This is a genomic window from Pseudomonas rhizophila (genome assembly GCF_003033885.1).
Taxonomy (GTDB): Bacteria; Pseudomonadota; Gammaproteobacteria; order Pseudomonadales; family Pseudomonadaceae; genus Aquipseudomonas; species Aquipseudomonas rhizophila.
In genome coordinates this window covers 3,006,646-3,029,710 of sequence record NZ_CP024081.1, presented here as the reverse complement: position 1 = coordinate 3,029,710, position 23,065 = coordinate 3,006,646, and the positions used below count along the sequence as shown (strand labels likewise).

The 23,065-nt window shown below is 61.4% G+C and carries 20 protein-coding genes and 1 other RNA gene; 8 read left to right on the top strand and 13 right to left on the bottom strand.

Annotated features, from left to right (window positions below):
- The first annotated feature begins 11 nt into the window (after positions 1 to 11).
- The 5 genes from ccoS (at position 12) to CRX69_RS14180 (ending at position 3,950) form a co-directional block, all read left to right on the top strand.
- Positions 12 to 230, top strand: a complete 219-nt coding sequence (gene ccoS, locus CRX69_RS14200; RefSeq protein WP_047227179.1) for a cbb3-type cytochrome oxidase assembly protein CcoS — start codon at positions 12 to 14, stop codon at positions 228 to 230.
- Positions 223 to 906 carry a sulfite exporter TauE/SafE family protein gene (locus CRX69_RS14195; RefSeq protein ID WP_076385628.1) on the top strand — a complete coding sequence of 228 codons (684 nt, stop codon included), beginning with the start codon at positions 223 to 225 and terminating at the stop codon, positions 904 to 906. Before ccoS ends, CRX69_RS14195 begins: the two co-directional genes overlap by 8 nt.
- Before the next feature lie 209 nt (positions 907 to 1,115).
- Entirely contained in the window at positions 1,116 to 2,498 is a 1,383-nt protein-coding gene (gene hemN / locus CRX69_RS14190) for an oxygen-independent coproporphyrinogen III oxidase (protein ID WP_047227177.1), read from the top strand.
- Positions 2,499 to 2,591: 93 nt separating this feature from the next.
- On the top strand, positions 2,592 to 3,326 hold the full coding sequence (gene fnr / locus CRX69_RS14185) for a fumarate/nitrate reduction transcriptional regulator Fnr (protein ID WP_047227176.1): 735 nt from the start codon (positions 2,592 to 2,594) through the stop codon (positions 3,324 to 3,326).
- 75 nt (positions 3,327 to 3,401) lie between these two features.
- Entirely contained in the window at positions 3,402 to 3,950 is a 549-nt protein-coding gene (locus CRX69_RS14180; protein ID WP_041020481.1) for an adenine phosphoribosyltransferase, read from the top strand.
- A gap of 132 nt (positions 3,951 to 4,082) precedes the next feature.
- Here CRX69_RS14180 and recR read toward each other — a convergent pair whose 3' ends face one another.
- The 4 genes from recR to dnaX all read right to left on the bottom strand — a co-directional run bounded on the left by recR (position 4,083) and on the right by dnaX (position 8,523).
- The gene (gene recR / locus CRX69_RS14170; protein WP_047227281.1) at positions 4,083 to 4,685 is read right to left on the bottom strand and encodes a recombination mediator RecR; all 603 of its coding nucleotides are present in this window, start codon (positions 4,683 to 4,685) and stop codon (positions 4,083 to 4,085) included.
- A 66-nt stretch (positions 4,686 to 4,751) separates the two neighbouring features.
- Positions 4,752 to 5,786: an NADP-dependent oxidoreductase gene (locus CRX69_RS14165; protein ID WP_047227175.1), complete on the bottom strand. Its 1,035-nt coding sequence runs from the start codon at positions 5,784 to 5,786 to the stop codon at positions 4,752 to 4,754.
- 273 nt (positions 5,787 to 6,059) lie between these two features.
- Positions 6,060 to 6,398: a YbaB/EbfC family nucleoid-associated protein gene (locus tag CRX69_RS14160; RefSeq protein ID WP_003183512.1), complete on the bottom strand. Its 339-nt coding sequence runs from the start codon at positions 6,396 to 6,398 to the stop codon at positions 6,060 to 6,062.
- Between the two features lie 64 nt (positions 6,399 to 6,462).
- Positions 6,463 to 8,523: a DNA polymerase III subunit gamma/tau gene (gene dnaX, locus CRX69_RS14155; RefSeq protein WP_107322194.1), complete on the bottom strand. Its 2,061-nt coding sequence runs from the start codon at positions 8,521 to 8,523 to the stop codon at positions 6,463 to 6,465.
- Positions 8,524 to 8,666: 143 nt separating this feature from the next.
- Here dnaX and CRX69_RS14150 point away from each other — a divergent pair, with 143 nt between their 5' ends.
- Positions 8,667 to 9,434, top strand: coding sequence for a substrate-binding periplasmic protein (locus CRX69_RS14150; protein ID WP_076385634.1), 768 nt, complete (start codon positions 8,667 to 8,669; stop codon positions 9,432 to 9,434).
- Here the strand turns inward: CRX69_RS14150 and CRX69_RS14145 are convergent.
- Positions 9,386 to 11,128, bottom strand: a complete 1,743-nt coding sequence (locus tag CRX69_RS14145) for a putative bifunctional diguanylate cyclase/phosphodiesterase (protein WP_076385636.1) — start codon at positions 11,126 to 11,128, stop codon at positions 9,386 to 9,388. The genes CRX69_RS14150 and CRX69_RS14145 overlap by 49 nt on opposite strands.
- A gap of 338 nt (positions 11,129 to 11,466) precedes the next feature.
- Between CRX69_RS14145 and CRX69_RS14140 the strand changes: the two genes are divergently transcribed.
- Positions 11,467 to 11,781: a helix-turn-helix domain-containing protein gene (locus CRX69_RS14140; protein ID WP_047227171.1), complete on the top strand. Its 315-nt coding sequence runs from the start codon at positions 11,467 to 11,469 to the stop codon at positions 11,779 to 11,781.
- A gap of 105 nt (positions 11,782 to 11,886) precedes the next feature.
- Here CRX69_RS14140 and CRX69_RS14135 read toward each other — a convergent pair whose 3' ends face one another.
- The 4 genes from CRX69_RS14135 to CRX69_RS14120 form a co-directional block, all read right to left on the bottom strand.
- Positions 11,887 to 12,177, bottom strand: coding sequence for a type II toxin-antitoxin system RelE/ParE family toxin (locus CRX69_RS14135; protein ID WP_076385640.1), 291 nt, complete (start codon positions 12,175 to 12,177; stop codon positions 11,887 to 11,889).
- Entirely contained in the window at positions 12,170 to 12,415 is a 246-nt protein-coding gene (locus CRX69_RS14130; protein ID WP_047227170.1) for a type II toxin-antitoxin system ParD family antitoxin, read from the bottom strand. The genes CRX69_RS14135 and CRX69_RS14130 overlap by 8 nt, the downstream gene beginning before the upstream one ends.
- Positions 12,416 to 12,672: 257 nt before the next feature.
- Positions 12,673 to 12,769: signal recognition particle sRNA small type (ffs, locus tag CRX69_RS14125), an RNA gene on the bottom strand.
- Between the two features lie 147 nt (positions 12,770 to 12,916).
- A complete protein-coding gene (locus CRX69_RS14120; RefSeq protein ID WP_047227169.1) occupies positions 12,917 to 14,077 on the bottom strand; it encodes a zinc-binding metallopeptidase family protein in 1,161 nt (386 codons plus the stop codon).
- A gap of 418 nt (positions 14,078 to 14,495) precedes the next feature.
- Between CRX69_RS14120 and CRX69_RS14115 the strand changes: the two genes are divergently transcribed.
- Positions 14,496 to 14,855, top strand: coding sequence for a DUF6124 family protein (locus CRX69_RS14115; protein ID WP_047227168.1), 360 nt, complete (start codon positions 14,496 to 14,498; stop codon positions 14,853 to 14,855).
- 178 nt (positions 14,856 to 15,033) lie between these two features.
- Here the strand turns inward: CRX69_RS14115 and ligA are convergent, their stop codons facing one another.
- From ligA to CRX69_RS14095, 4 genes are all read right to left on the bottom strand, one after another.
- Complete coding sequence (gene ligA / locus CRX69_RS14110; RefSeq protein ID WP_047227167.1) at positions 15,034 to 17,391, bottom strand: NAD-dependent DNA ligase LigA; 2,358 nt, start codon at positions 17,389 to 17,391, stop codon at positions 15,034 to 15,036.
- Positions 17,392 to 17,647: 256 nt separating this feature from the next.
- Positions 17,648 to 18,493 carry a cell division protein ZipA gene (zipA, locus tag CRX69_RS14105; protein WP_047227166.1) on the bottom strand — a complete coding sequence of 282 codons (846 nt, stop codon included), beginning with the start codon at positions 18,491 to 18,493 and terminating at the stop codon, positions 17,648 to 17,650.
- Positions 18,494 to 18,751: 258 nt separating this feature from the next.
- Complete coding sequence (gene smc, locus CRX69_RS14100) at positions 18,752 to 22,240, bottom strand: chromosome segregation protein SMC (RefSeq protein ID WP_047227165.1); 3,489 nt, start codon at positions 22,238 to 22,240, stop codon at positions 18,752 to 18,754.
- 2 nt (positions 22,241 to 22,242) lie between these two features.
- Positions 22,243 to 22,902, bottom strand: a complete 660-nt coding sequence (locus CRX69_RS14095; RefSeq protein ID WP_047227164.1) for a GntR family transcriptional regulator — start codon at positions 22,900 to 22,902, stop codon at positions 22,243 to 22,245.
- Positions 22,903 to 23,065: the final 163 nt, after the last annotated feature.

The following is a 23,065-nucleotide window of genomic DNA, read 5'->3' as shown; positions in this document are numbered from 1 at the left end:
GGAGTTCCGACATGCCAGCTCTTTACGTGATGATCCCGGCCGCACTGCTGATCGTGGCCATTGCCGTCTACATCTTCTTCTGGGCCGTGGACAGCGGGCAGTACGATGACCTCGACGGTCCGGCCCACAGCATTCTGTTCGACGATCAGGATCCGAACCACAAGGCAGCGGTGGACGAAGCCAGCGGCGAGCCCCGCAAGCCGGACGACAAGGCCCCGCCCCATGCTTGATCTGGCGCCATTGTTGGTCTCGGCGCTCATCCTGGGTTTATTGGGCGGCGGCCATTGCCTGGGGATGTGCGGCGGCCTGATGGGCGCCCTGACCCTGGCAATCCCCAAGGAACAGCGCAGCCGGCGCTTTCGATTGCTGCTGGCCTACAACGTTGGGCGGATTCTGAGCTACGCCAGCGCAGGGTTGCTGATCGGCCTGGCTGGTTGGGCCGTGGCCAATAGTCCGGCGGCGATGGTCATGCGCGTGTTGGCCGGCCTGCTGTTGATCGCCATGGGCCTGTACCTGGCGGGCTGGTGGAGCGGCCTGACCCGCATCGAAGGCGTCGGTCGTGGCCTGTGGCGGCATATCCAGCCCGTCGCCAACCGTTTGCTGCCGGTGTCGAGCCTGCCCAGGGCCTTGCTGCTCGGCGCGCTCTGGGGCTGGCTGCCGTGCGGGTTGGTCTACAGCACCCTTCTCTGGTCGGCCAGCCAGGGCGATGCGCTGGACAGCGCGTTGCTGATGCTCGCCTTCGGCCTCGGCACCTGGCCGGTGTTGCTCGCCACGGGCATGGCCGCCGAACGCATCACCGCCCTGTTGCGCAAACGCAGCGTGCGCATGGCCGGCGGGCTGTTGGTGATTGTCTTTGGTATCTGGACCCTGCCAGGGCCGCATCAGCATTGGCTCATGGGGCATTGACCGAGTCGCCGCCATCGCGAGCAGGCTCGCTCCCATAGGAGACTTGCGGCGAATGCTGCATTTGTGAACATCCCCGATCCAATGTGGGAGCGAGCTTGCTCGCGATTGGCCTTCGCCCAGACTCCACACCCCGTTGACGCAAATCAAAACCGCCCCGCGCCCTCCCTCTTAAACTCTCGCCCATGCCAGCCTATCCGGGAAACGCCCGCATGCTCGACGCCATTCGTTGGGACTCAAACCTGATCCACCGTTACGACCTGGCGGGGCCCCGCTACACCTCGTATCCGACCGCGGCGCAATTTGGCAGCCAGGTGGGGACCTTCGACCTGCTCCACGCCCTGCGCGACAGCCGCAAAGCCTTGAGGCCACTGTCGTTGTATGTGCATGTGCCGTTCTGCGCGAACATTTGCTACTACTGCGCCTGCAACAAAGTCATCACCAAGGACCGTGGCCGCGCCCACGCCTATCTGCAACGCCTGGAACAGGAAATCCAGCTGATCGGCTGCCACCTCGACCCGGCCCAGCGCGTAGAACAATTGCACCTGGGCGGCGGCACCCCGACGTTCCTCAACCATGACGAACTGCGCCAGTTGATGGCCAGGTTGCGCCAACACTTCAACCTGCTGGAGGACGATTCCGGCGACTACGGGATCGAAATCGATCCCCGGGAAGCCGACTGGTCCACCATGGGCCTGTTGCGGGAACTGGGTTTTAACCGCGTCAGCATCGGCCTGCAGGACCTTGACCCGGCCGTGCAGCGCGCCGTCAACCGCCTGCAAAGCCTGGAAGAAACCCGCGCGGTGATCGAAGCCGCCCGGACCTTGCAGTTCCGTTCGATCAACATCGACCTGATCTACGGGCTGCCCAAACAGACCCCGGAAAATTTCGCCCGCACGGTCCAGGAAGTCATCCAGCTGCAGCCGGACCGGCTTTCGGTGTTCAACTACGCCCACTTGCCGGAACGCTTCATGCCCCAACGCCGCATCAACAGCCAGGACCTGCCCAACCCGGCGCAGAAACTAGCGATGCTGCAAGGCACCATCGAACAACTGACCGCGGCGGGTTATCGCTATATCGGCATGGACCACTTCGCCCTGCCCGACGACGAACTGGCGATTGCCCAGGAAGACGCCACCCTGCAACGCAACTTCCAGGGCTATACCACCCATGGTCACTGCGACCTGATCGGCCTTGGCGTGTCAGCCATCAGCCAGATCGGCGATTTGTACTGCCAGAACAGCAGCGACCTGAACCATTACCAGAACACCCTGGCCGACGGTCAACTGGCGACCAGTCGCGGGCTGCTGTGCAATGCCGACGATCGGCTGCGGCGCGCGGTGATCCAGCAGTTGATCTGCCATTTCAATTTGCTATTCACCGACATCGAACAAACGTTCAACATCGATTTTCGCGGTTACTTCGCACCGTTGTGGCCACAACTGCAAGAGATGGCTGCGGACGGCCTGATCGAATTGGACAGCAGCCACATCAAGGTACTGCCCGCCGGGCGCCTGCTGGTGCGCTCGGTGTGCATGGTCTTTGATGCCTATCTGGAAGGACACAACCGACAGCGCTTCTCCCGAGTCATCTGAGCGCGACAATTTGACGATGAAAGCCCACTGGCCGGAGTACCTTAGCTGAGTTACCCTTACGGCTTATGTGTGTTTCCCACAAGGATTTAAGAAATGTCCGAGCCAGTCAAACTGCGCGCCCACAACCAGGCCCATTGCAAGGATTGCAGCCTGGCTCCGCTCTGCCTGCCACTTTCATTGAATCTGGAGGATATGGACGCGCTGGACGACATCGTTAAACGGGGCCGACCGTTGAAAAAAGGTGAATTCCTGTTTCGCCAGGGCGACACCTTCGATTCCGTCTATGCCGTGCGCTCGGGCGCCTTGAAAACCTTCAATCTGAGCGATGGCGGCGAAGAACAGCTCACCGGCTTCCACCTGCCCAGCGAGCTGGTGGGTCTGTCGGGCATGGACACCGAAACCCATCCGGTCTCGGCCCAGGCGCTGGAAACCACCTCGGTGTGCGAGATACCCTTCGATCGCCTGGACGAACTGGCCTTGCAACTGCCGCAACTGCGTCGTCAGTTGATGCGAGTCATGAGCCGGGAGATCCGCGACGATCAGCAAATGATGCTGCTGCTCTCGAAGAAAACCGCCGACGAACGCATCGCCACGTTCCTGGTCAACCTCTCGGCACGTTTCCGCGCTCGCGGGTTTTCGGCCAACCAGTTCCGCCTGAGCATGTCGCGTAACGAAATCGGCAATTACCTGGGCCTGGCGGTGGAGACCGTGTCCCGGGTATTCACCCGTTTCCAACAGAACGAGTTGATCGCCGCCGAAGGCAAGGAGATTCATATTCTCGACCCGATCCAGCTCTGCGCCCTGGCGGGTGGCTCGATCGACGGCTGATGAGCATGCGCGCGGCCCAGGTTCGCCTTGCCGCGCTATACTCCGGCGTTTGCAGCCTGCCAGGACACCTAGACGATGGTCTTCGACTCCTTCGATATCAAATCCCTGATCCGCCCCGTAATCGATTTCCCCAAGCCGGGCGTGATCTTTCGCGACATTACCCCACTGTTCCAGTCCCCCACCGCGCTGCGGCTGGTGATGGACAGCTTCGCCCATCGTTATGTCGAGGCCGAGTTCACCCACATCGGCGCGATGGATGCGCGAGGCTTCCTGATCGGCTCAATCCTGGCTTATCAGTTGAACAAGCCCCTGGTGCTGTTCCGCAAGCAAGGCAAGCTGCCGGCGGATGTGCTGGCCGAGGGTTACCAGACCGAATACGGCGAAGCCTTCCTTGAAGTTCACGCCGACAGCCTGTGCGAGGGTGATTCGGTGGTGATGTTCGATGACCTGATCGCCACCGGCGGCACGCTGATCGCCGCCGCCAACCTGATCCGCCGCATGGGCGCCAAGGTCCACGAGGCCGCGGCGATCATCGACCTGCCGGAGTTGCTTGGCTCGCAGCGCCTGGAAGACATGGGGATACCGACGTTCTGCCTGACGCAGTTTTCGCTGAGCGAAAGATAACGCCCGTCAATAGCACACACACTCCATGTGGGAGCGAGCCTACTCGCGATAGTGGTGTGTCAGCCGACATCAATGGTGGCTGATCTGCCGCTATCGCGAGCAGGCTCGCTCCCACAGGGTTATTCGTGGCAGTTATAAAGCGATCGGTTTGCGCCCGGCAAACGAATGCGCCAGCGTCCCGCCGTCCACCAGTTCCAGCTCGCCGCCCAGCGGCACGCCATGAGCGATGCGTGAGGCGATCAGGCCCTTGTTGTTGAGCAATTGCGCGATGTAGTGGGCGGTGGCTTCGCCTTCGACCGTCGGGTTGGTGGCGAGGATGACTTCGGTGAAAGTCCCGGCCTCTTCGATCCGCGCCATCAGTTGCGGAATGCCGATGGCTTCCGGTCCCAGGCCGTCGAGCGGAGACAAATGCCCCTTGAGCACGAAATAACGGCCGCGAAAACCGGTCTGCTCCACGGCGTACACATCCATGGGTCCTTCCACGACGCATAGCAGGCTGTCGTCCCGACGCGGGTCGGCGCATTGCGGGCAGAGGTCGTCTTCAGTGAGGGTGCGGCATAAGCGGCAATGCCCTACCCCTTCCATGGCCTGGCTCAGGGCCAGAGCCAGACGCGAACCGCCGCTGCGATCACGCTCAAGCAATTGCAACGCCATGCGCTGAGCAGTTTTCTGACCCACACCCGGCAAAGTTCGCAGGGCGTCGATCAGTTGGCGAATCAAAGGGCTGAAGCTCATGGAGGAAATGTCCGACATAACAACGAGACGCGGTTTATACCCGCGCCTCCGATTAGCGTCAAATACTCAATCCTGCGCCACCCGCACCACCAGCTTGCCGAAGTTGCGCCCTTCCAGCAGGCCGATAAAGGCCTGTGGTGCATTCTCAAGGCCATCGACCACGTCTTCGCGGAACTTGACCTTGCCGTCACGCACCCAAGGCGCCATGGCGCTGATGAACTCCGGCTGACGACCACTGAAGTCGTCGAACACGATAAACCCCTGGATCCGCACGCGCTTGGTCAGCAAGGTGCGCTGCAATTGCGGCAAGCGATCCGGGCCAGTGGGGGCTTCATGCTCGTTGTAGGACGCGATCAGGCCACAGAGGGGAATGCGCGCCTTGGCGTTGAGCAGCGGCACTACGGCGTCGAACACCTTGCCACCGACGTTTTCGTAATAGATGTCGATGCCCTTGTCGCAAGCCCGGGCCAGTGCCTCGGCAAAGTCATCGCGCTTGTGATCGACACAGGCGTCGAACCCCAACTCGTCGACCACGTACTTGCATTTCTCGGGGCCGCCGGCCACACCGACCACCCGCAGGCCCTTGATCTTCGCCACCTGGCCGACCACCGAGCCGACTGCGCCCGAGGCCGCCGCGACCACCAGGGTTTCCCCGGCCTTGGGCTGACCGATCTCCATCAGGCCCATGTACGCGGTCATGCCCGGCATGCCCAGCACACCCAGCGCCATCGACGGGCTGGGCAGCCCGGACGGGATCGGAATGACATTGCGGCCATCGCTGACAGTGTGGCTCTGCCACCCCGTAGCGCCCACCACCAGATCCCCCTCCTGAAACTTCGGATGCATAGAACGCTCGACCCGGCTGACAGCACCACCGGTCATCACCTCATCGATTTCCACCGGCGCGGCGTAGGAAGGTGCGTCGCTCATCCGTCCGCGCATGTAAGGGTCCAATGAGAGAAACAGCGTCTTGAGCAGGATCTGCCCCTCCTGCAGCTCCGGCAACGTCACCTGCTCCAGACGGAAGTTGTCCGGGGTGGGAGCACCTGTGGGGCGGGAGGCGAGGACGATGCGCTGGTGGGTGGTCGATGCTTGTGACATGGAAGCGTCTCCTTGATCGTTGAGTGGCACTTACAGGAAGCAGACCATTGCCGGCTGGGCGGCGTTCGATGTTTGTTCAGTGGGTACTGGTGGGAGCAAGGCTTGCCCGCGATGCAGACGCCTCGGTTCGTCGCAGCGGCACGTCATCGTCCATCGCGGGCAAGCCTTGCTCCCACAGGTAAAGTTTCTAGCGCACTCGCCTTGTGACACAAACAAAAATGCCAGGCGCGATGCCTGGCATTGTATGTAGCCCATCCCGATCGGGATGGCGAGTCAGAACGGCAGTTTCATGCCCGGCGGCAGTTGCATGCCAGCGGTCATGCCGGACATTTTGTCCTGGCTGTTGGCTTCGATCTTGCGCACTGCGTCATTGACGGCGGCGGCGAACAGGGCTTCGAGCATTTCCTTGTCGTCTTCGCTCAGGCCTTCGACCACGCTCGGGTCGATGCTGACACGCTTGATGTCGTGGCGACCGGTCATGACCACGGTCACCATGTCGCCGCCGGACTTGCCGGTGACTTCGGCGTTGGCCAGTTCTTCCTGCATCTTGGCCATTTTTTCCTGCATCTGCTGCGCCTGCTTCATCAGGCCGGCCATGCCACCTTTCATCATGAGAATCACCTCGAAAGTACTTGGATAAACACCGCGCCCGGCCCGTTCGGCCTGACGCTTTCAGTTATGAGCCCTGGGTCACCGGGGCCTCGACAGGTTCGATAGTATCGTGACGGACCACGGCACCGAACTGTTGCATCATTTGCTGGATGAACGGATCACCGTGGATCGACTCCTCGGCTTCGCGCTGACGGTCGGCACGGCGGCGGGACGCAGCCTGGGCCGGCGTCTCCTGCTCAGGCTTGATCAGCTCGATGCTCAGCGTCAGCGTGCGCTGGTGATACTGGTTCAGTGCATCGTTGAGACGGCGCTGCTGCGTGGCGTTGAACAGTGCGCTGTGGGCCGGGTCCAGGTGCAGCAGCCAGTGGTCGCCCTCCACGGAGATCAGCGTGCAGTTGGCGGCAATGCTGCCGGTCATGCCGGTAATCGGCAGTTTCGGGAACAGCTCCAGCCATTGCAGGGCCAGCCCGGTAGCCGGCATCGCCGCCGGTTCAGGCTCGGGCTCCGGGGCCGGTTCGGCGGCGTGTTCGCTGGCCAGTTCATCCAGATAGCTGTAGGCCGAATCCATGTCCGGCTCGATGTAATCCTCGTCCAGTGGCGGCTCATCATCCAGGTCCATGCCTGGCGTGGCGACATCAACGTCCGCCACCGTGGGCTCAGGCACCGGTGCAGCCACCCACTCGGGCGCGTCGGGTACCACGCTGTCGGGCGTGGGCATAGGCATCGGTGGCAACTCGGGTTGCTCGGCGACGGTTTCCAGCACCGGTTCCACGGCAGGCTGCTGGACGACCTGGGTCTCGACCGGGTCGTTCCAGGGCAGGTCGACCACTTCTTCAGCGACCGGCTGCGGCAACGCCTCGACGACAGGCTCGGGCTCAGGCGCCGCGACGACAGGCACCGGGGCCGGTTGCTCAACCGCTGCCGGGGCAGAGGCCACTGCCGGCGCAACGACGGGCGCGGCAGCCACTGGCTTGGCGGAATCAGCTGTGGCCTGGCTGATCCCCACTGGCTTTAGCGGTTGCCTCGGGGCGTTGTCCGTGTCGGCTGGCCGGAACGCGAGCATTCGCAGCAGCACCATTTCGAAACCACCGCGCGGATCCGGCGCCAGGGGTAGGTCGCGCCGACCGATCAGCCCCATCTGGTAGTAGAACTGCACGTCTTCGGCCGGCAGCGCCTGAGCCAGTGCCAGCACCCGATCGCGGTCGCCATGACCGTTGTCGACACCCTCGGGCAAAGCCTGGGCGATGGCGACACGGTGCAACACGTTGAGAATTTCCGAAAGCACGCCATTCCAGTCCGGCCCCTGCTCGGCCAGGTGACGCACCGCTTCGAGCAACGCCTTGGCGTCACCGTCGATCAGCGCATGCAACACGTCGTAGACCTGGCCGTGGTCGAGGGTGCCAAGCATGGCCCGCACATCGGCGGCCATGACCTTGCCTTCACCAAAGGCAATGGCCTGGTCGGTCAGGCTCATGGCGTCACGCATCGAACCATCGGCGGCGCGACCCAGCAGCCACAGCGCATCGTCTTCGAACGGTACGTTCTCGACACCCAACACGTGGGTCAGATGCTCGACCACCCGCTCCGGGGTCATGTTCTTGAGGGAGAACTGCAGGCAGCGGGACAAAATCGTTGCAGGAAGCTTCTGCGGGTCGGTGGTCGCCAGGATGAACTTGACGTAGGGCGGCGGCTCCTCGAGGGTCTTGAGCAGCGCATTGAAGGAATGGCTGGAAAGCATGTGCACTTCGTCGATCAGGTAGACCTTGAAGCGCCCACGGCTTGGCGCGTACTGCACGTTGTCGAGCAGTTCACGGGTGTCTTCGACCTTGGTGCGGCTGGCGGCGTCGATCTCGATCAGGTCGACGAAACGGCCTTCGTCGATTTCCCGGCATACCGAGCACTCGCCACACGGCGTCGAGGTAATACCGGTTTCACAGTTCAGGCACTTGGCGATGATCCGCGCGATGGTCGTCTTGCCGACGCCGCGCGTGCCGGTGAACAGGTAGGCGTGATGCAGCCGCTGGCTGTCCAAGGCATTGATCAGGGCCTTGAGCACATGGGTCTGGCCGACCATTTCGCGGAACGAGCGCGGACGCCATTTACGTGCAAGAACCTGATAACTCATCGAAAACCATCGCCACTGGGAAGCAGAAGCGGCTAATGCTAGCGGAGCAGGGGCGAAATTGCATCCGGTGTACTCGTCTAATCTGTCTAAGCTTGGGTCAGGGGCCTGGTTGCCGACAGGATTTTGCACCATCAGGAGAGTTTATGCGTTCGGCCATGGGGGCTTTGCTGTTATTGGGTTCAGGGTGTTTTGCTGGCGAGATTCCGTTGCGTTTCGCCATTACCGATAGCTGGGCCATGCCCATGGTGCAGACTGAAGAAGGTCGCCCGATCCAGGGTATCATCCCCGACGTAATGACCCGCCTGGCGGCCCAGGTGGGGATGCCGGCGCAGTTTCATGTGCTGGCCCGCGCCCGGCTGGACAATGCCATGAACCACGGCGAAGTCGACGTACGGTGTTATGTCACCCCCGAGTGGGTAAAGGATACGGGGGGCAATTACCTGTGGAGCGTCCCGCTGTTTTTCCAGCGCGACGTGCTGGTGGGCACGGCCAGCTCCCCCAAGGTGGTGACGCCCGCCACCCTGCCCCACCAGCCGGTCGGGACCGTCCTCAGCTATACCTACCCGACCTTGCAGCCGTTATTCGACGGCGGGCATCTGCGACGTGACGATGCACGCAGCCAGGAACAAGTCCTGGCCAAGCTTCTGGCCGGGCGCTATCGCTACGCGGTGAGCAATCAATGGGCGCTGGACTGGTTCAATCAACGACATCCCCCAGACCGGCAACTGCGTGCCGTGGCGGTTCTCCAGGAGCGCGGGCTGGGCTGTTATGTACGCGATGATCAAAACATTCCGGCCCAACGCATTCTGCGCACCTTATTGAAGATGAAAACGTCGGGGGAAATCGACGCGATCATCCAGTCCTACACCGGACATAAAGAGTCGCCGCAAGCCGGATCCGATTCGCCCTGAACGTCCGACTGATGCTGCCATTGCGGCGGCGAAACAAATCCTTTCACCCAGCCAGGCACCTGGTCGGGTGGCATGGGTCGGGCGATGAAATAGCCTTGGGCCACTTCGCAGCCCAGGCGCAGCAGCAATTGACCATGCTCCAGGCTGTCCAGCCCCTCCGCCACCACCTGGCGCCCAAACGCCCTGGCCAAACCGATGACCGCTTCGGTCAGCGCCAGATCATCGCGGTCATTGAGTATGTCGCGGACAAAGGTCTTGTCGATCTTGATGGTCTGCGTGCGCAGGTGTTTGAGGTCATTGAGCGAACAGTATCCCGTGCCGAAACCGCCCAGGGAAAACCCCACGCCCAAGGCCTGGCACGCCTGGAGACAGGCGCTGACGTGGGCAAGGTTTTCCACCGCCAAGGATTCAACGATCTGCAGATCCAGCATGCGCGGCGACACCGCCGGGTGCCGTTGCAGCACCTGCCGCAACCGCTCGACGAAATCTGCCCGCTGGAAATGCCGCGCCGAGATATTGATGCTCACCGGCCAGACTTGCCCCGCGTGCTGCCATTGCTGCAACTGAATCAGCACCTGCTCCATGACCCACTCACCGATCTCGACGATCAGGTCGGTTTCCTCCACCAGCGGCAGGAACTCCCGGGGCGGTACCAGGCCCCGTTGGGGGTGTTTCCAGCGCAGCAGCGCCTCGAGCCCCACCACCGCGCCATGGCGCATGTTGACCTTGGGCTGAAAATGCAGGCGCAATTCGTTGCCGGCCATGGCCTGCCGCACCCGCTCGACGGTCTGGTAAGTGGCCCGCACTTCCTGGTCCCGGGACACGTCGAACAAATGAAAGCGATTGCGGCCGCTCTGCTTGGCCACGTACATCGCCTGGTCGGCGTGGCGCAACAAGGTATCGGCGTCTTCGTTGTCACCGGGAAACAGGGTGACGCCAATGCTGGCGAAAACCTTGATGGCCTTGCCATCAATGGCATACGGCATGGAGACGGCAATCAGCACCCGGTTCAACGCGGCATGCAATTCCTCAAGCCCGCATACATGGCGCAGTACCAGCACAAACTCATCGCCGGCCAACCGCGCCACCACATCCTCCCCCCGCACGATGCTGCGCAGACGCCGGGCGACCTCCACCAGCAACTGGTCACCACTGGCATGGCCGTGGCCGTCGTTCACAGCCTTGAAGCCATCCAGGTCAAGCATGCACACCGCCAGGGGCAAGCTCTGCGCCCTGGAAAATTCCAGGGCCTGATCCAGCAGGTCGGACAGGTAGGTGCGGTTGGGCAACCCGGTCAACACGTCGTGACCGACCCGCCATTGCAGCGAATGCAACAACTGACGCTTCTCGCTGACATCAAAACGAATCGCCAGATAGCGCTCGATCTGACCGGTCGCATCGTCGATCACCGGCACCAGAGTGGTATCGACCCAATGCAGCGTACCGTCCTTGGCCCGGTTGCAGATCTCACCCTTCCAGACCTGCCCCAGGGCGATGGTGCGCCACATGGCGCTGAAGAACTCGTCCGGGTGTTGGCCGGAGTTGATCAGGCGATGGTTAGCCCCCAACAGCTCATCGCGCGGGTAGCCAAAAAGCTTACAGAACTGGTCGTTGACGTAGGTAATGCGCCCGCTCAGATCGGTTTCAGAAAAAATCGCGGCGGCGTCAACGGCTCTGCGGTACTTCTTATCCATCGAAGCAGTCATCCATGAGTCAGGCTCATTTGTCGCGCGCGGTTGCACCGCCCCAGGACAGGCGAAAAATCAACTAGGCTCAAACACCTTGAGATACGCTGGAGCGCGGGCCGTGGCGGTGCTACCTGAAGGCGCCAAGCGTCGCCTTGTGTACAACAAGAAAACGCAAGGCTCGCCTTTTTCGCACATCCAGGCTTCTGAAGCAGGTCACCAAATGCCCGTGCCAAAGGCCGATTCTACGAAACACATCACATTTTGCAAAGCAAGGTGATGGATCATGCGGTTGCCTAATGCAAAAATCTATCGTTAAGTTCTTGATTCTAAATGGGAATTAAGCGATGCAAATTTCAAGTTTGGGTCCGGCCATCAGACGCTATCGCAAAGTAGCGGGGCTTACTCAGGCTGAACTTGGCGAAAAAACCGGTTTTGACCCCAAAACCATCAGCCGCTTCGAAACCGGCACCTACACCCCGAGCATGGAAGCCTTGGTCTTGCTTGCCGACAAACTGGATGTGCAGCTCAAAGCATTTTTTGCCGACATGGACGATGAGGACGAACAGCGAGCGTACCTGTTTGGTGTCATACACAGAGCCACCGCGAAGGATCTGGGGAAGCTGATTGCGGCGGTAGACCAGGCACTGTCGAAGCCTTGAAGCAGACATGAAAAAAGAGGAGTCCGGGCTGTCGGTGTGCGACGGATCGGGTTCCTCTTTGGCTTTTTTGCTTGTTCGCTGTCCGGCTCTATTGAAAGGCTACTGTCACAAATTCCGAAGTGTATCCATCCGATCATGCAAGACACGAATCACCGCAATCCCATAAGCCGTGATCCGAAAGTAAATCATGTGTCGTTCGACACTACGTCGGCGATAACCAGTTCGAACATGGTCACAGGCTGGAGCTATCTTAGGCTGCTGCGCCAGTTCAGAAAACGCCGCAATGATGGTATCAACGTATCGATTGGCCTGCGCCACGCCCCATCGTTGGGCGGTATAGGTCCAGACAATTTCAAGATCACGCTCGGCGGCAGGTGTGAGGCGGTATTCAGCCATGCGCTGTCAGCATTCTCTTCTTGAACGCATCGGGATCGAATGGTTGAGGTTTTCCACTGGATTCACCCTCTTTCAGGGCGGACCGGATAGCCTCAAGTTCAGCGCTACGCTCCTGCTCGCGCCGAATCAGATCGCGAATGTATTCGCTATCATTGGTGTAGTGACCCGCTTCGATCTGAGCCTTGATCCAGCCGTCTTGTTGGTCGGTGACGGTGATGGTTTTTCGAACGGTACCCATGATGAGCCTCCGGGAAAATGATCGACTCACGCAAATTATCATACTATTGGTGCGATATCGAGAATGAGCACTGCAAGGGCCCGTACGCAAACCCTTTGCCCCCTCCAGTCAAAAAGCCCCACTGCGCAGCAACGCACTGGAGCTCTTTGCTTTCCATCAGGCAGCAGAAAATATCGACCGGTAATCGATCAACAAACAAAGTAGATAAGAAAATTCGACAAACCTTGCGAACGAAGGCCTGGGCGTTATGGAGGCAACCCCACCAGCCACACCCCGGCACACAATGTTCCCGCTGTGGCTGCTTCCTTCCGGATCTGACCAGGTTCACGGGTAATCGTTGCGGGGGGACCGATGGGGTCACCATAACGACGCCCGCCTGACGGCGAGCCGCGCCATTGTACCTATCTGACGAGAAGTTACAACCGTTCGCGCCGGATTAAAAAACTGAAGATGTTCAAGCACTTGCCTGTGAGAACAAAGCTTGCTCCCACAAGTTGGCGGTTACAGCAGCACCTCGTCAGCCCGGCCGCCCTCCTCCTGAATCACCAGATGGATGAAATGCAGCTTGGTAATCACCGCGGCGGGTACGACGAACGGGTAGAAATCCGGTTGGCCCATGCTGCGCGACAGTTCGTTGAGCATGCCGGCCAGTTCGATCCAGGCGTTGACGAACGAAAGAAAGGCCACGCCCCCCGTATGTTCAGGGTCGAACAAGGTCTCGGGCGGGAACGGCTGGTAGTCGAAATCCATTTCCCCGGCGCTCATGCCAAAACCCAGGGCCGTGTCCACCGCGTCCATCATATGCAGGTAATGCGCCCAGGTTTCCGCCCAGTCTTCCCAAGGATGCATGGTGGCGTAGGCGCTGACGTAGTGGGTTTGCCAGTCCAGCGGCGCGCCTTGCTGATAGTGACGTTCCAGGGCATCGCAATAGCTGGCCCGCTCGTCACCAAACTGCTCGCGAAATGCATCGAGCCAATGGCTGTTGGCGATCAACCGGTCCCAGTAGTAGTGCCCCACCTCATGACGAAAGTGCCCGAGCAAAGTGCGATACGGCTCGCGCATCTGCTGGCGCACATGCTCGCGGTGGGCATCGTCGGCCTCTTTGATGTCGAGCGTGACCAACCCGCTGGCGTGGCCGGTGGTCGGAGGCGTGCCATCGAGGTCGACGCCGATGAAATCGAAGGCCAGCCCCTCACTTTCACTGACGGTTTTTGGGATGACAGGCAAACCGAGGGTGATCAATTGCGCCACCAGCCGCCGCTTGGCGGTTTCGACCTTGCACCAGCGTTCGGGGTTTTCCGGGATCGACAGGTCGGGAATGGTGCGGTTCAAGCTACAGGCGATGCACAAGGTGTCGTGCCCATTGGCCGGCAGCAGCCAATTGCAGGCCGCCGGCGTGTCGAGGTTGGCGCAACGGCGAAACAACCCGGCTTGTGGGTCGGCATCCAGGGTCCAGGTGCCAGGCTGCTCGCCGGGTTGCAGGGACGACAAGCGGCTTTGCTCGGGCTGATAGCCCAACACCGCCTGGCAGGCCAGGCACTGGCTGTTGCGAAAAAACAGCGACTGGCCGCAACGACACGGCCAGATTTTGCTGTTACGCGAGCGATCGCCCGTAAAGGGCGCGGCGATGCGTGAACTCAGTTGCTCGAAGAAGCGGTACATGGTGATCTCCGGGGGCCTGCAAGACTAGATCCCCTCCTGTGCGTGATCGTTCCCAGGAGCGTGCGAATCATCCGAAGATTGTGAGCATTGTGTAGGACGCTGCCGGGTCGGGCTACCCCGCCTTGCGCCATTGCCTACAACTGCGCCAGAATCCGCCGGCTTGTGCGCCTATGGGCCGGACTTTATCGTTTCCGGGTCGCTGACGAATCAGCGATCGGGTTTAGCGACCCGGATCATTCTAGGTGCATAAGCGGCCCATGCTTCGTTGCAGGTCTAACTGCAATGACGTTATGGCGGCTGTATGTGGGAGACCTTCGAGTCTGCCGGGTGCCTATGACCGGTTCGCTAACCTGCGTGCAGCCGCCACCATTTCTGTTTAGCGACGGCCTTGGTGGCTCCATCCCATAGGAGCGTCACCATGTTCAAAGCAACCCCCAACCCACCGGACACCGATCCAACATCCCCGCACAAAACCGCCGCCGCTAAGAAACTCGACGAAGCCGCCGAGCGCGCCCTCGACTTCTACCTGAAGCCAAAACCGGAAACGCCGGAAGCCGATCCCGCACCCGCTCAGCTCTTCACCGTGATCAACGGCATCGACACCGAATGCCTGCTCGCCAACCTCAGTGAAACCCTGGCTTCAGCCGATGCCATGATCAGTGATCTGGCGTTCGAGCTGGAGGGTTCGCGGCGGCATGTTGCGCTGGGTATTCAGCAGTTGATTGAGCTGGGAGGGTTGCTGGTGAATCGGGCGCTGGATAACGTCGACCCGCGCTAGCCGACTCTCCACATAACCCTGTGGCGAGGGGATTTATCCCCGCTGGGCCGCGCAGCGGCCCCAATCCTGTCGACTCAATCAGCCAGACAGACCGAGATGGCAGATTTTAGGGCTGCTGCGCAGCCTAGCGGGGATAAATCCCCTCGCCACAATGGGTCCGAGTTTCCTGGCGACATGACTAAACCGTAATGCCGTGCTGACTCAAGAACGCCACAAACGCTTCTTCATCCAGCACCTTGAGCCCCAGCTCATTGGCCTTGGTCAGTTTCGACCCGGCCCCAGGCCCGGCGACGACGCAATGGGTTTTCGCCGACACGGAACCGGCCACCTTGGCCCCCAGGCTTTCCAGTTTGTCCTTGGCGACATCGCGGCTCATCAACTCCAGCGATCCGGTCAGCACCCAGGTGTGCCCGGCTTCGGGCAAACCTTCGACGACTTTTTTCTCGCTCTGCCAGTGCATGCCGAAGGCCTGCAGTTGCTTCTCGGCGGCTTCGGCTTGTTGGCGGTTGGCGGCGATGGCGAAGAACTCGCGCACGGCGTTGGCCTGTTTTTCCGGCAGGGCCTGGCGCATGTCCAGCCAGTCGGCGTTCATCACCGCTTCGAGCGAACCGAACTTGTCCGCCAGCTTCTGCGCCCCGCCCGGCCCGACCGAGGGAATGTTCAGCTTGTCCAGGAAACCGCCCAGGGTGGTGCTGGCGGAGAACTCGGCGCCCAGTTCGCCCTGGTCCTGGATATCCAGGCCATGGCGCAGCAAGCCCTCGATCACCTGGCGGTTGTGCGAGTCTTCGAAGAAGCTGTGGATCTCGTGGGCCACTTCCAGGCCGACGTCCGGCAAGTACGTGAGCACTTGCGGCAAGGCCGCTTGCACACGCTCCAGTGAGCCGAGGGAGCGGGCCAGGACCTTGGCGGTTTCCTCGCCCACGTCCGGGATGCCGAGGGCGTAGATGAAGCGCGCCAGGCTCGGCTTCTTGCTGTCGACGATGGCCGCCAACAGGTTCTTGCTCGACAGTTCGGCGAAGCCTTCCAGGTCGACCACTTGCTCGAAGGTCAGGGCATACAGATCGGCAGGCGAGCCCACCAGCCCTTCGTCCACCAACTGCTCGACACTCTTCTCGCCCAGGCCTTCGATGTCCATGGCCCGGCGCGACACGAAATGAATGATTGCCTGCTTGAGCTGCGCACCACAGGCCAGACGACCAACGCAGCGGTACACCGCGCCTTCGCTGATGGTTTCACGGCCCTTGCTGCGCTTGATCAGTTGCGTGCGTTCCACATGGGAGCCACACACCGGGCACTGTTGCGGGATTGCAACGGGGCGGGCGTTCTCCGGGCGACGCTCGGTGACCACTTGCACCACTTGCGGGATCACGTCACCGGCGCGGCGGATAATCACCGTGTCGCCGATCATCAGGCCCAGGCGCGCCACTTCGTCCATGTTGTGCAGCGTGGCGTTGGCTACGGTCACACCGGCTACCTTGACCGGCTTGAGTCGCGCAACGGGTGTCACGGCGCCGGTGCGGCCGACCTGGAACTCGACGTCCAACAGTTCGGTGAGTTCTTCGCTGGCCGGGAATTTATGGGCGATGGCCCAGCGCGGTTCCCGGGCGCGGAAACCCAGTTCGCGCTGGGAGGCGATGCTGTTGACCTTGAACACCACGCCATCGATTTCGTATGGCAGCGCGTTACGCCGCTCGCCGATGTCACGGTAGTAGTCCAGGCACTCGTCGATGCCGTGGGCCAGTTTCAGTTCGCGACTGATGGGCAAGCCCCAGGCCTTGAGCTGCTTGAGATTGCCGATGTGGGTGTCGGCAATGTCCGCCGTCACCTGGCCGATGCCGTAACAGCAGAATTCCAGCGGACGATTGGCGGTGATCTTCGAATCCAGCTGGCGCAGGCTGCCCGCGGCCGCGTTGCGCGGGTTGGCGAAGGTCTTGCCGCCCGCCTCCAGTTGCGTGGCGTTGAGACGCTCGAAGCCGGCCTTGGACATGTATACCTCGCCGCGCACTTCCAGCACCGGCGGCCAGCCACTGCCCTGCAACTTGAGGGGGATGTTGCGCACCGTGCGCACGTTAACGCTGATGTCTTCGCCGGTGGTGCCGTCGCCGCGCGTGGCGCCGCGCACCAGCAGGCCGTCCTGGTACAGCAGGCTGACCGCCAGGCCGTCGAGCTTCGGCTCACAGCTGTACTCCACCGCCGCGCCACCGCCCAGCAAGTCGCCCATGGGCAGGTCGAGGCCTTCGGTCACCCGGCGGTCGAATTCACGCATGGTGGTTTCGTCGAAGGCATTGCCCAGGCTGAGCATCGGGATTTCGTGGCGGACCTGGCTGAAGGCCGACAGTGCAACACTGCCGACACGCTGGGTCGGGGAGTCGCTGGTCACCAGCTCCGGATGCTGCTCTTCCAGGGCCTTGAGCTCATGGAACAGGCGGTCGTACTCGGCGTCCGGGATGCTCGGTTCGTCGAGGACGTGGTAGCGGTAGTTGTGCTGATCCAGCTCGGTACGCAACTGTTGGATGCGGGTTTGGACGGCAGTCATGGATGTTCTCTCATAAAGCAAAAGAGCAGCCTAGGCTGCTCAATTTTTTGAAATCATCGGCAGTCGGACCTGAGCCCGCCGAACATACAACCTGTGGCGAGGGGATTTATCCCCGCTGGGCTGCGAAGCAGTCCCAAAGCTAACGACTCAACTAGCTGATAAGGCCAAGGCGCCAGGATTTAGGGCTGCTGCGCAGCCCAGCGGGGATAAATCCCCTCGCCACAAAAGCCCTTCAGCCAAAAAAATTCTGCCGACTTTAGCGCTTCTGGGTCAGCGCCCGGCGTTCGAATTCGACGATGCGCTGGCGGTAGTGTTCGATGGTCTGGGCGGTCAGCACGCTGCGCTGGTCGTCCTTCAGCTCACCGTTGAGTTCCTGGGACAGCTTGCGCGCCGCGGCCACCATCACGTCAAAGGCCTGCTTGGGATGACGCGGGCCGGGCAGGCCGAGGAAGAAGCTCACCGCCGGGGTGCTGAAATGGTCGATGTCGTCCAGGTCGAACACGCCTGGCTTGACCGCGTTGGCCATGGAGAACAGCACCTCGCCGTTGCCGGCCATGCTTTCATGGCGGTGAAAAATGTCCATCTCGCCAAAACGCAGGCCGCTCTCCAGGATGTTCTGCAACAGCGCCGGGCCCTTGAAGCCGGCCGGGTCGCGGCAGATCACGCTGATCACCAGCACTTCCTCGGCCTGGGCCTGGTCCTTGTCGCCGCGCACGGGTTTGTTCTCGTCCGGGAAGTCGTCGTCGCGGCTGCTGAAGCTCGGGCCGCCGTCCAGGTCAAGATTGAGGTTCAGGTCGCCCTGGGACGGTTCGCTGTTGCGCTTGCCGCGCTTGGAACCCGTTTCCCGTGGCTCGCGCACTGGCGCGCTCATCGACGGCAGGTCATGCTCATCCAGTTGCGGCTCCTTATGGGTATCCAGCACCCGGGGCGGGCCCAACAGCTCGGCATTGCCATCGTCATCCGGCAGGTTCGACAGGCTGCGGTCGAGACGAAACTTGAGTTTCCCCTTGCCGCCGCGCATGCGGCGCCAGCCGTCGAAAAGAATACCGGCAATGACAATAATGCCGATGACGATCAGCCACTCGCGCAGACCGATTTCCATGTAATCCCGTGCCTCTATAAAAATGCTGAAAAATAAGGGGCTTAGCTATGTGCAAACCGCTTTAAAACGTGGCGCCAACTCTATGTTCTGAATGGCGTTTTGCCCACGCATACGAAAAATTGACATTAAACTAGCACGACCAAAGATAACTTTACACCGTCTGTCGCGTAGGCTTGCGCCATTCTGTGAATTGAACGACAAGCCCAAGGCTCAAAAAAATCCTACAGCATCCTAAATAGATGCCCTACAAGCAGTGTTTCACGCGTCCACCATCGCCATCGCCTCCTCCACATCCACGGCCACCAGACGCGAGCAACCCGGCTCATGCATGGTCACGCCCATCAACTGGTCGGCCATTTCCATGGCGATCTTGTTGTGGGTGATGTAGATGAACTGCACAGTCTCAGACATCTCTTTTACCAGCCGCGCATAACGCCCCACGTTGGCGTCGTCCAGCGGCGCGTCCACCTCATCGAGCATGCAGAACGGCGCCGGGTTCAATTTGAAAATGGCAAAAACCAGGGCCAATGCCGTCAGCGCTTTTTCACCCCCGGAGAGCAAATGGATGGTGCTGTTCTTCTTGCCCGGGGGACGCGCCATGATGGTCACCCCTGTATCGAGTAAATCTTCGCCCGTCAGTTCCAAGTAAGCGCTGCCGCCACCGAAAACTTTCGGGAAAAGTGCCTGCAAACCGCCGTTGATCTGATCAAAGGTATCCTTGAAGCGATTACGGGTTTCCTTGTCGATCTTGCGGATGACGTTTTCCAGGGTCTGCAACGCTTCCACCAGATCGTCGTTCTGGGCATCCAGATAGCGCTTGCGCTCGGACTGCTGCTGGTACTCGTCGATGGCCGCCAGGTTGATAGCGCCCAGACGCTGAATGCGCGCGGCGATGCGTTCCAGCTCTTCTTCGGCGTCTTTCTCGTTGGCCCCGGCCACCAACGTGGCGAGCACGCCGTCGAGGTCGTAGCCGTCTTCCAGCAATTGGTCCTGCAAGGCTTTGCGGCGCACCGTCAGGGCCTGCCATTCCATGCGTTGCTGTTCCATCTGGCTGCGGATCAGCTGGGATTGCTGTTCGGCCTGGCTACGACGCTTTTCGGCGTCGCGCAGTTCGCGGTCGGCATCTTCCAGGGCAATTTGCGCAGTCTTGAGTTCTTCATCAACGCTCATGCGCTTGTCGAGCAACTCTTCGAGTTTGAGGCGCAACTCTTCCAGCGGCGCTTCGCCCTCCTCCAGGTTCAGGCTCAATTGCTCGCGCTTTTCGGTCAGGCGTTCGGACTGCATTTCCAGCCGCTCCAACGCTTGGCGCGTGGAATCGTACTGGGCCTTGAGCGAGCCCAGGCGCACCGCCAACTGATGGGCGTGATCCTTATGCTGGCGGGCATCCTGGCGCACCCGGTCGAGGCGTTCGCGCAGACTGTCGCGCTGAGCCAGCAGCAACTCGCGCTGCTCGGTGTCCACGGCCATGGCATCGAGGGCTTCCTGCAGTTGCAGGCGCGCTTCACCGATCTGCTCATGCTCCAGCGCCCGCTGCTCGCCCAGCTCGGCGATTTCTTCCTCAAGGCGCGTGCGGCGCAAGGCCAGTTGTTCAACCTTGGCCTTGCCGGCGGACAACTGCGCCTTGAGCTCGCCCTGCTGGCGTGCTTCGTCCTGCAACAACCGACGCAAGTGTTCGCGACCATTCTCCTGCTGGCGCTGTTGCGCCCGCAGATTCTGTAATTCGGTTTCCAGGGCTTCGACGCTCGCTTCGCGTTCTTCACGCTCGGCGCTCAGGCGCTGGATTTCCTGGCCTCGGGCAAGCATGCCGCTCTCGGCTTCGCTGGCCCGGCGCACCCGCAGGAAATGCCGACCGACCCAATAGCCGTCCCGGCTGATCAGGCTTTCCCCGGCCGCCAGTTGTCCGCGCAGGGCCAAGGCCTGTTCAAGGCTGTCCACCGGTTTCACCTGCCCCAACCAGGGAGACAGGTCGACCTGGGCCTCGACTTTATCCAGCAAGCTGCCCGGCATCCGCACGCCATCGCCAGGCGGGCTGAGCAGGCGCAGATCGCCCTGAGTGAAGCCCGACAGATCGAAGCCTGCGAAGTCATCCACCAGCACCGCTTGCAGATCGGCGCCCAGCACGGTTTCCACCGCCAGTTCCCAACCGGCATCGACCTTCAGGCCTTCGGCCAGTCGCGGACGCTCGGCCAGATGCTGGTCGCGCAGCCATTCGGCAGCGCCGGTGCCGGGGTCCAGCGCCGCTTGCTGCAAGGCCTCCAGCGAAGCCAGACGGCCATTGAGGCGCTGCAATTCACCCTGGGCCTGCTGCTGATTCTGCAGGGCCAGTTGCAAGGCCTGGCGCAGTTGCTCGAGCCGCTCGACCTGGGCATCTTCGCTGGCTTGCAAGTCTTCAAGGGTGGCTTCGCTGGCAGCCAGTTGTTCGCTCAGATCGACAATCGCCGCGTCTTCAGGGTCCGCCGCGAGCAAGGCGCGCTCTTCGGCCAAACGGCGCTGACGCTCGGCCAGGCGTTCCATGCTGGCTTCCAGTTGCTGGATGCGCGACTGCTGGACTTCGGCCTGACGCCGCGGCTCGGCAGAGCTCAGGTTGAAACTGTCCCACTGCTCTTGCCAGCCATGCATGCTCAGCTCGGCTTCTTCCAGGGCGGCGGCAGCCTCTTCGGCGGCGGCGCTGGTGAGTTCCTGCTCGGGCGTGAGCCGGTCCAGTTCTTCGCCCAGGGTCAGCAGCAACGTGCGGTCGTGGCCCAGGTGGGATTCGGTTTCCAGGCGCGCGCGCTCGGCCTCTTTCAAATCATCCTGCAGCTGGCGCAGCCGTTGCTGACCGTGCTGGATGCTCTGTTCGACCCGGGCGATGTCGCCACCCACCGAATAGAAGCGCCCTTGCACCAGGTTGAAGCGTTCGGACAGGTCGTGGTGGCCGTCACGCAGGCGCTCGATGGCGGCGTCGGCATTGCGCTGCTCGGCCACCAGGGCTTCAAAGCTGACTTCCTGATTGCCAATGATCGCCTCGCGCTGGCCGACCTGCTCGTTCAGCGCCTGCCAGCGCAGGGCCGAAAGCTGGGCCTTGAGCTGACGTTCTTCGCCTTTGTATTCCTGATATTTCTTGGCGGCTTCGGCCTGGCGGTGCAAGCGCTCGAGCTGGCGTTCGAGCTCTTCGCGCAGGTCGGTCAGGCGGGCCAGGTTTTCGTGGGTGCGACGGATGCGGTTTTCGGTCTCGCGCCGCCGCTCCTTGTACTTGGAGATGCCGGCGGCTTCTTCGATGAAGTTGCGCAGGTCTTCGGGCTTGGCCTCGATCAGCTTGGAGATCATGCCCTGCTCGATGATCGAATAGCTGCGCGGGCCGAGGCCGGTGCCGAGGAAAATATCGGTGATATCGCGACGTCGGCACTTGGCGCCGTTGAGGAAATAACTGTTCTGGCTGTCGCGGGTCACTTTGCGGCGAATGGAGATTTCCGCGTAGGCCGCGTACTCGCCAATCAGGGTGCCGTCGGAATTGTCGAACACCAGCTCGATGCTCGCCTGGCTCACCGGTTTGCGACTGGTGGAGCCGTTGAAGATGACGTCGGTCATCGACTCGCCGCGCAGGTTCTTGGCCGAGCTCTCGCCCATCACCCAGCGTACGGCGTCGATGATGTTCGACTTGCCGCAACCGTTGGGCCCGACCACCGCCGCCATGTTACTGGGGAAGTTCACCGTGGTCGGGTCGACGAAGGATTTGAACCCCGCCAGTTTGATGCATTTGAGCCGCACGTTCAGGCCGCCGTCAGGGCAGAAACCACCAGATCGCAACTGCGCTGGGCATAAGCCGTCAGCACGATGCGGATCTGCGGCAAATCACGGGCCAGCACGGCGGTCAGCAAGCGCTGGAACAGGTCGAGGAATTCGCTCATCTCGGCCTTGCGTTGTTCCAGGGCCAGGAAGTAGGCGCGGCTCATGGCCGGTTGCAGGTTCTCGACGGTTTCCTGCAAGTACGGGTTGTTGGCGAAGGGATACGCGGCGCGCATCACGCTGAAACTTTCATCGACGAAGGTGCGGATGTCCTGGCGCGCGAAGGCGTCCTGAAGACGCTGCTGGATCTCGATGAACGGCGCCATGTCGGCCTGTTCCTGCCAGCCATGAGCCACGGCGTTGCCCAGCAGGATGTACAGCTCGCTCATCAGCGCACAGAGGCTGCGCACCTTGTGTTCGCTCAATTCGGTGACGTGTGCACCACGGCGAGGCAGGATCGCGATCAGATGCCGGCGCTCCAGTATCAGCAAAGCCTCACGGACCGAACCGCGACTCACGTTGAGCGCCAGCGTGACCTTCTGCTCCTGGATGCGCTCGCCCGGCTTCATTTCACCACGAATGATGCGCTCGGCCAGGTGATGGGCGATTTGCTCGGCGAGGCTGTCCGGGGCCTTGAACGTCATGGTTGTCCTTCAAACTCTTCGATTTGCACAAGCGGCGCAGTGTAGCGCACTCAATACGTCATGGCGCAGGGCCTGCAGCGGGTTTTTGGCACGATCCAAGCAAAAAAGTTTGAGCCCTCATCCTGAAACAGAATCTGTGGAAGAACCTGTGGGAGCCGAGCTT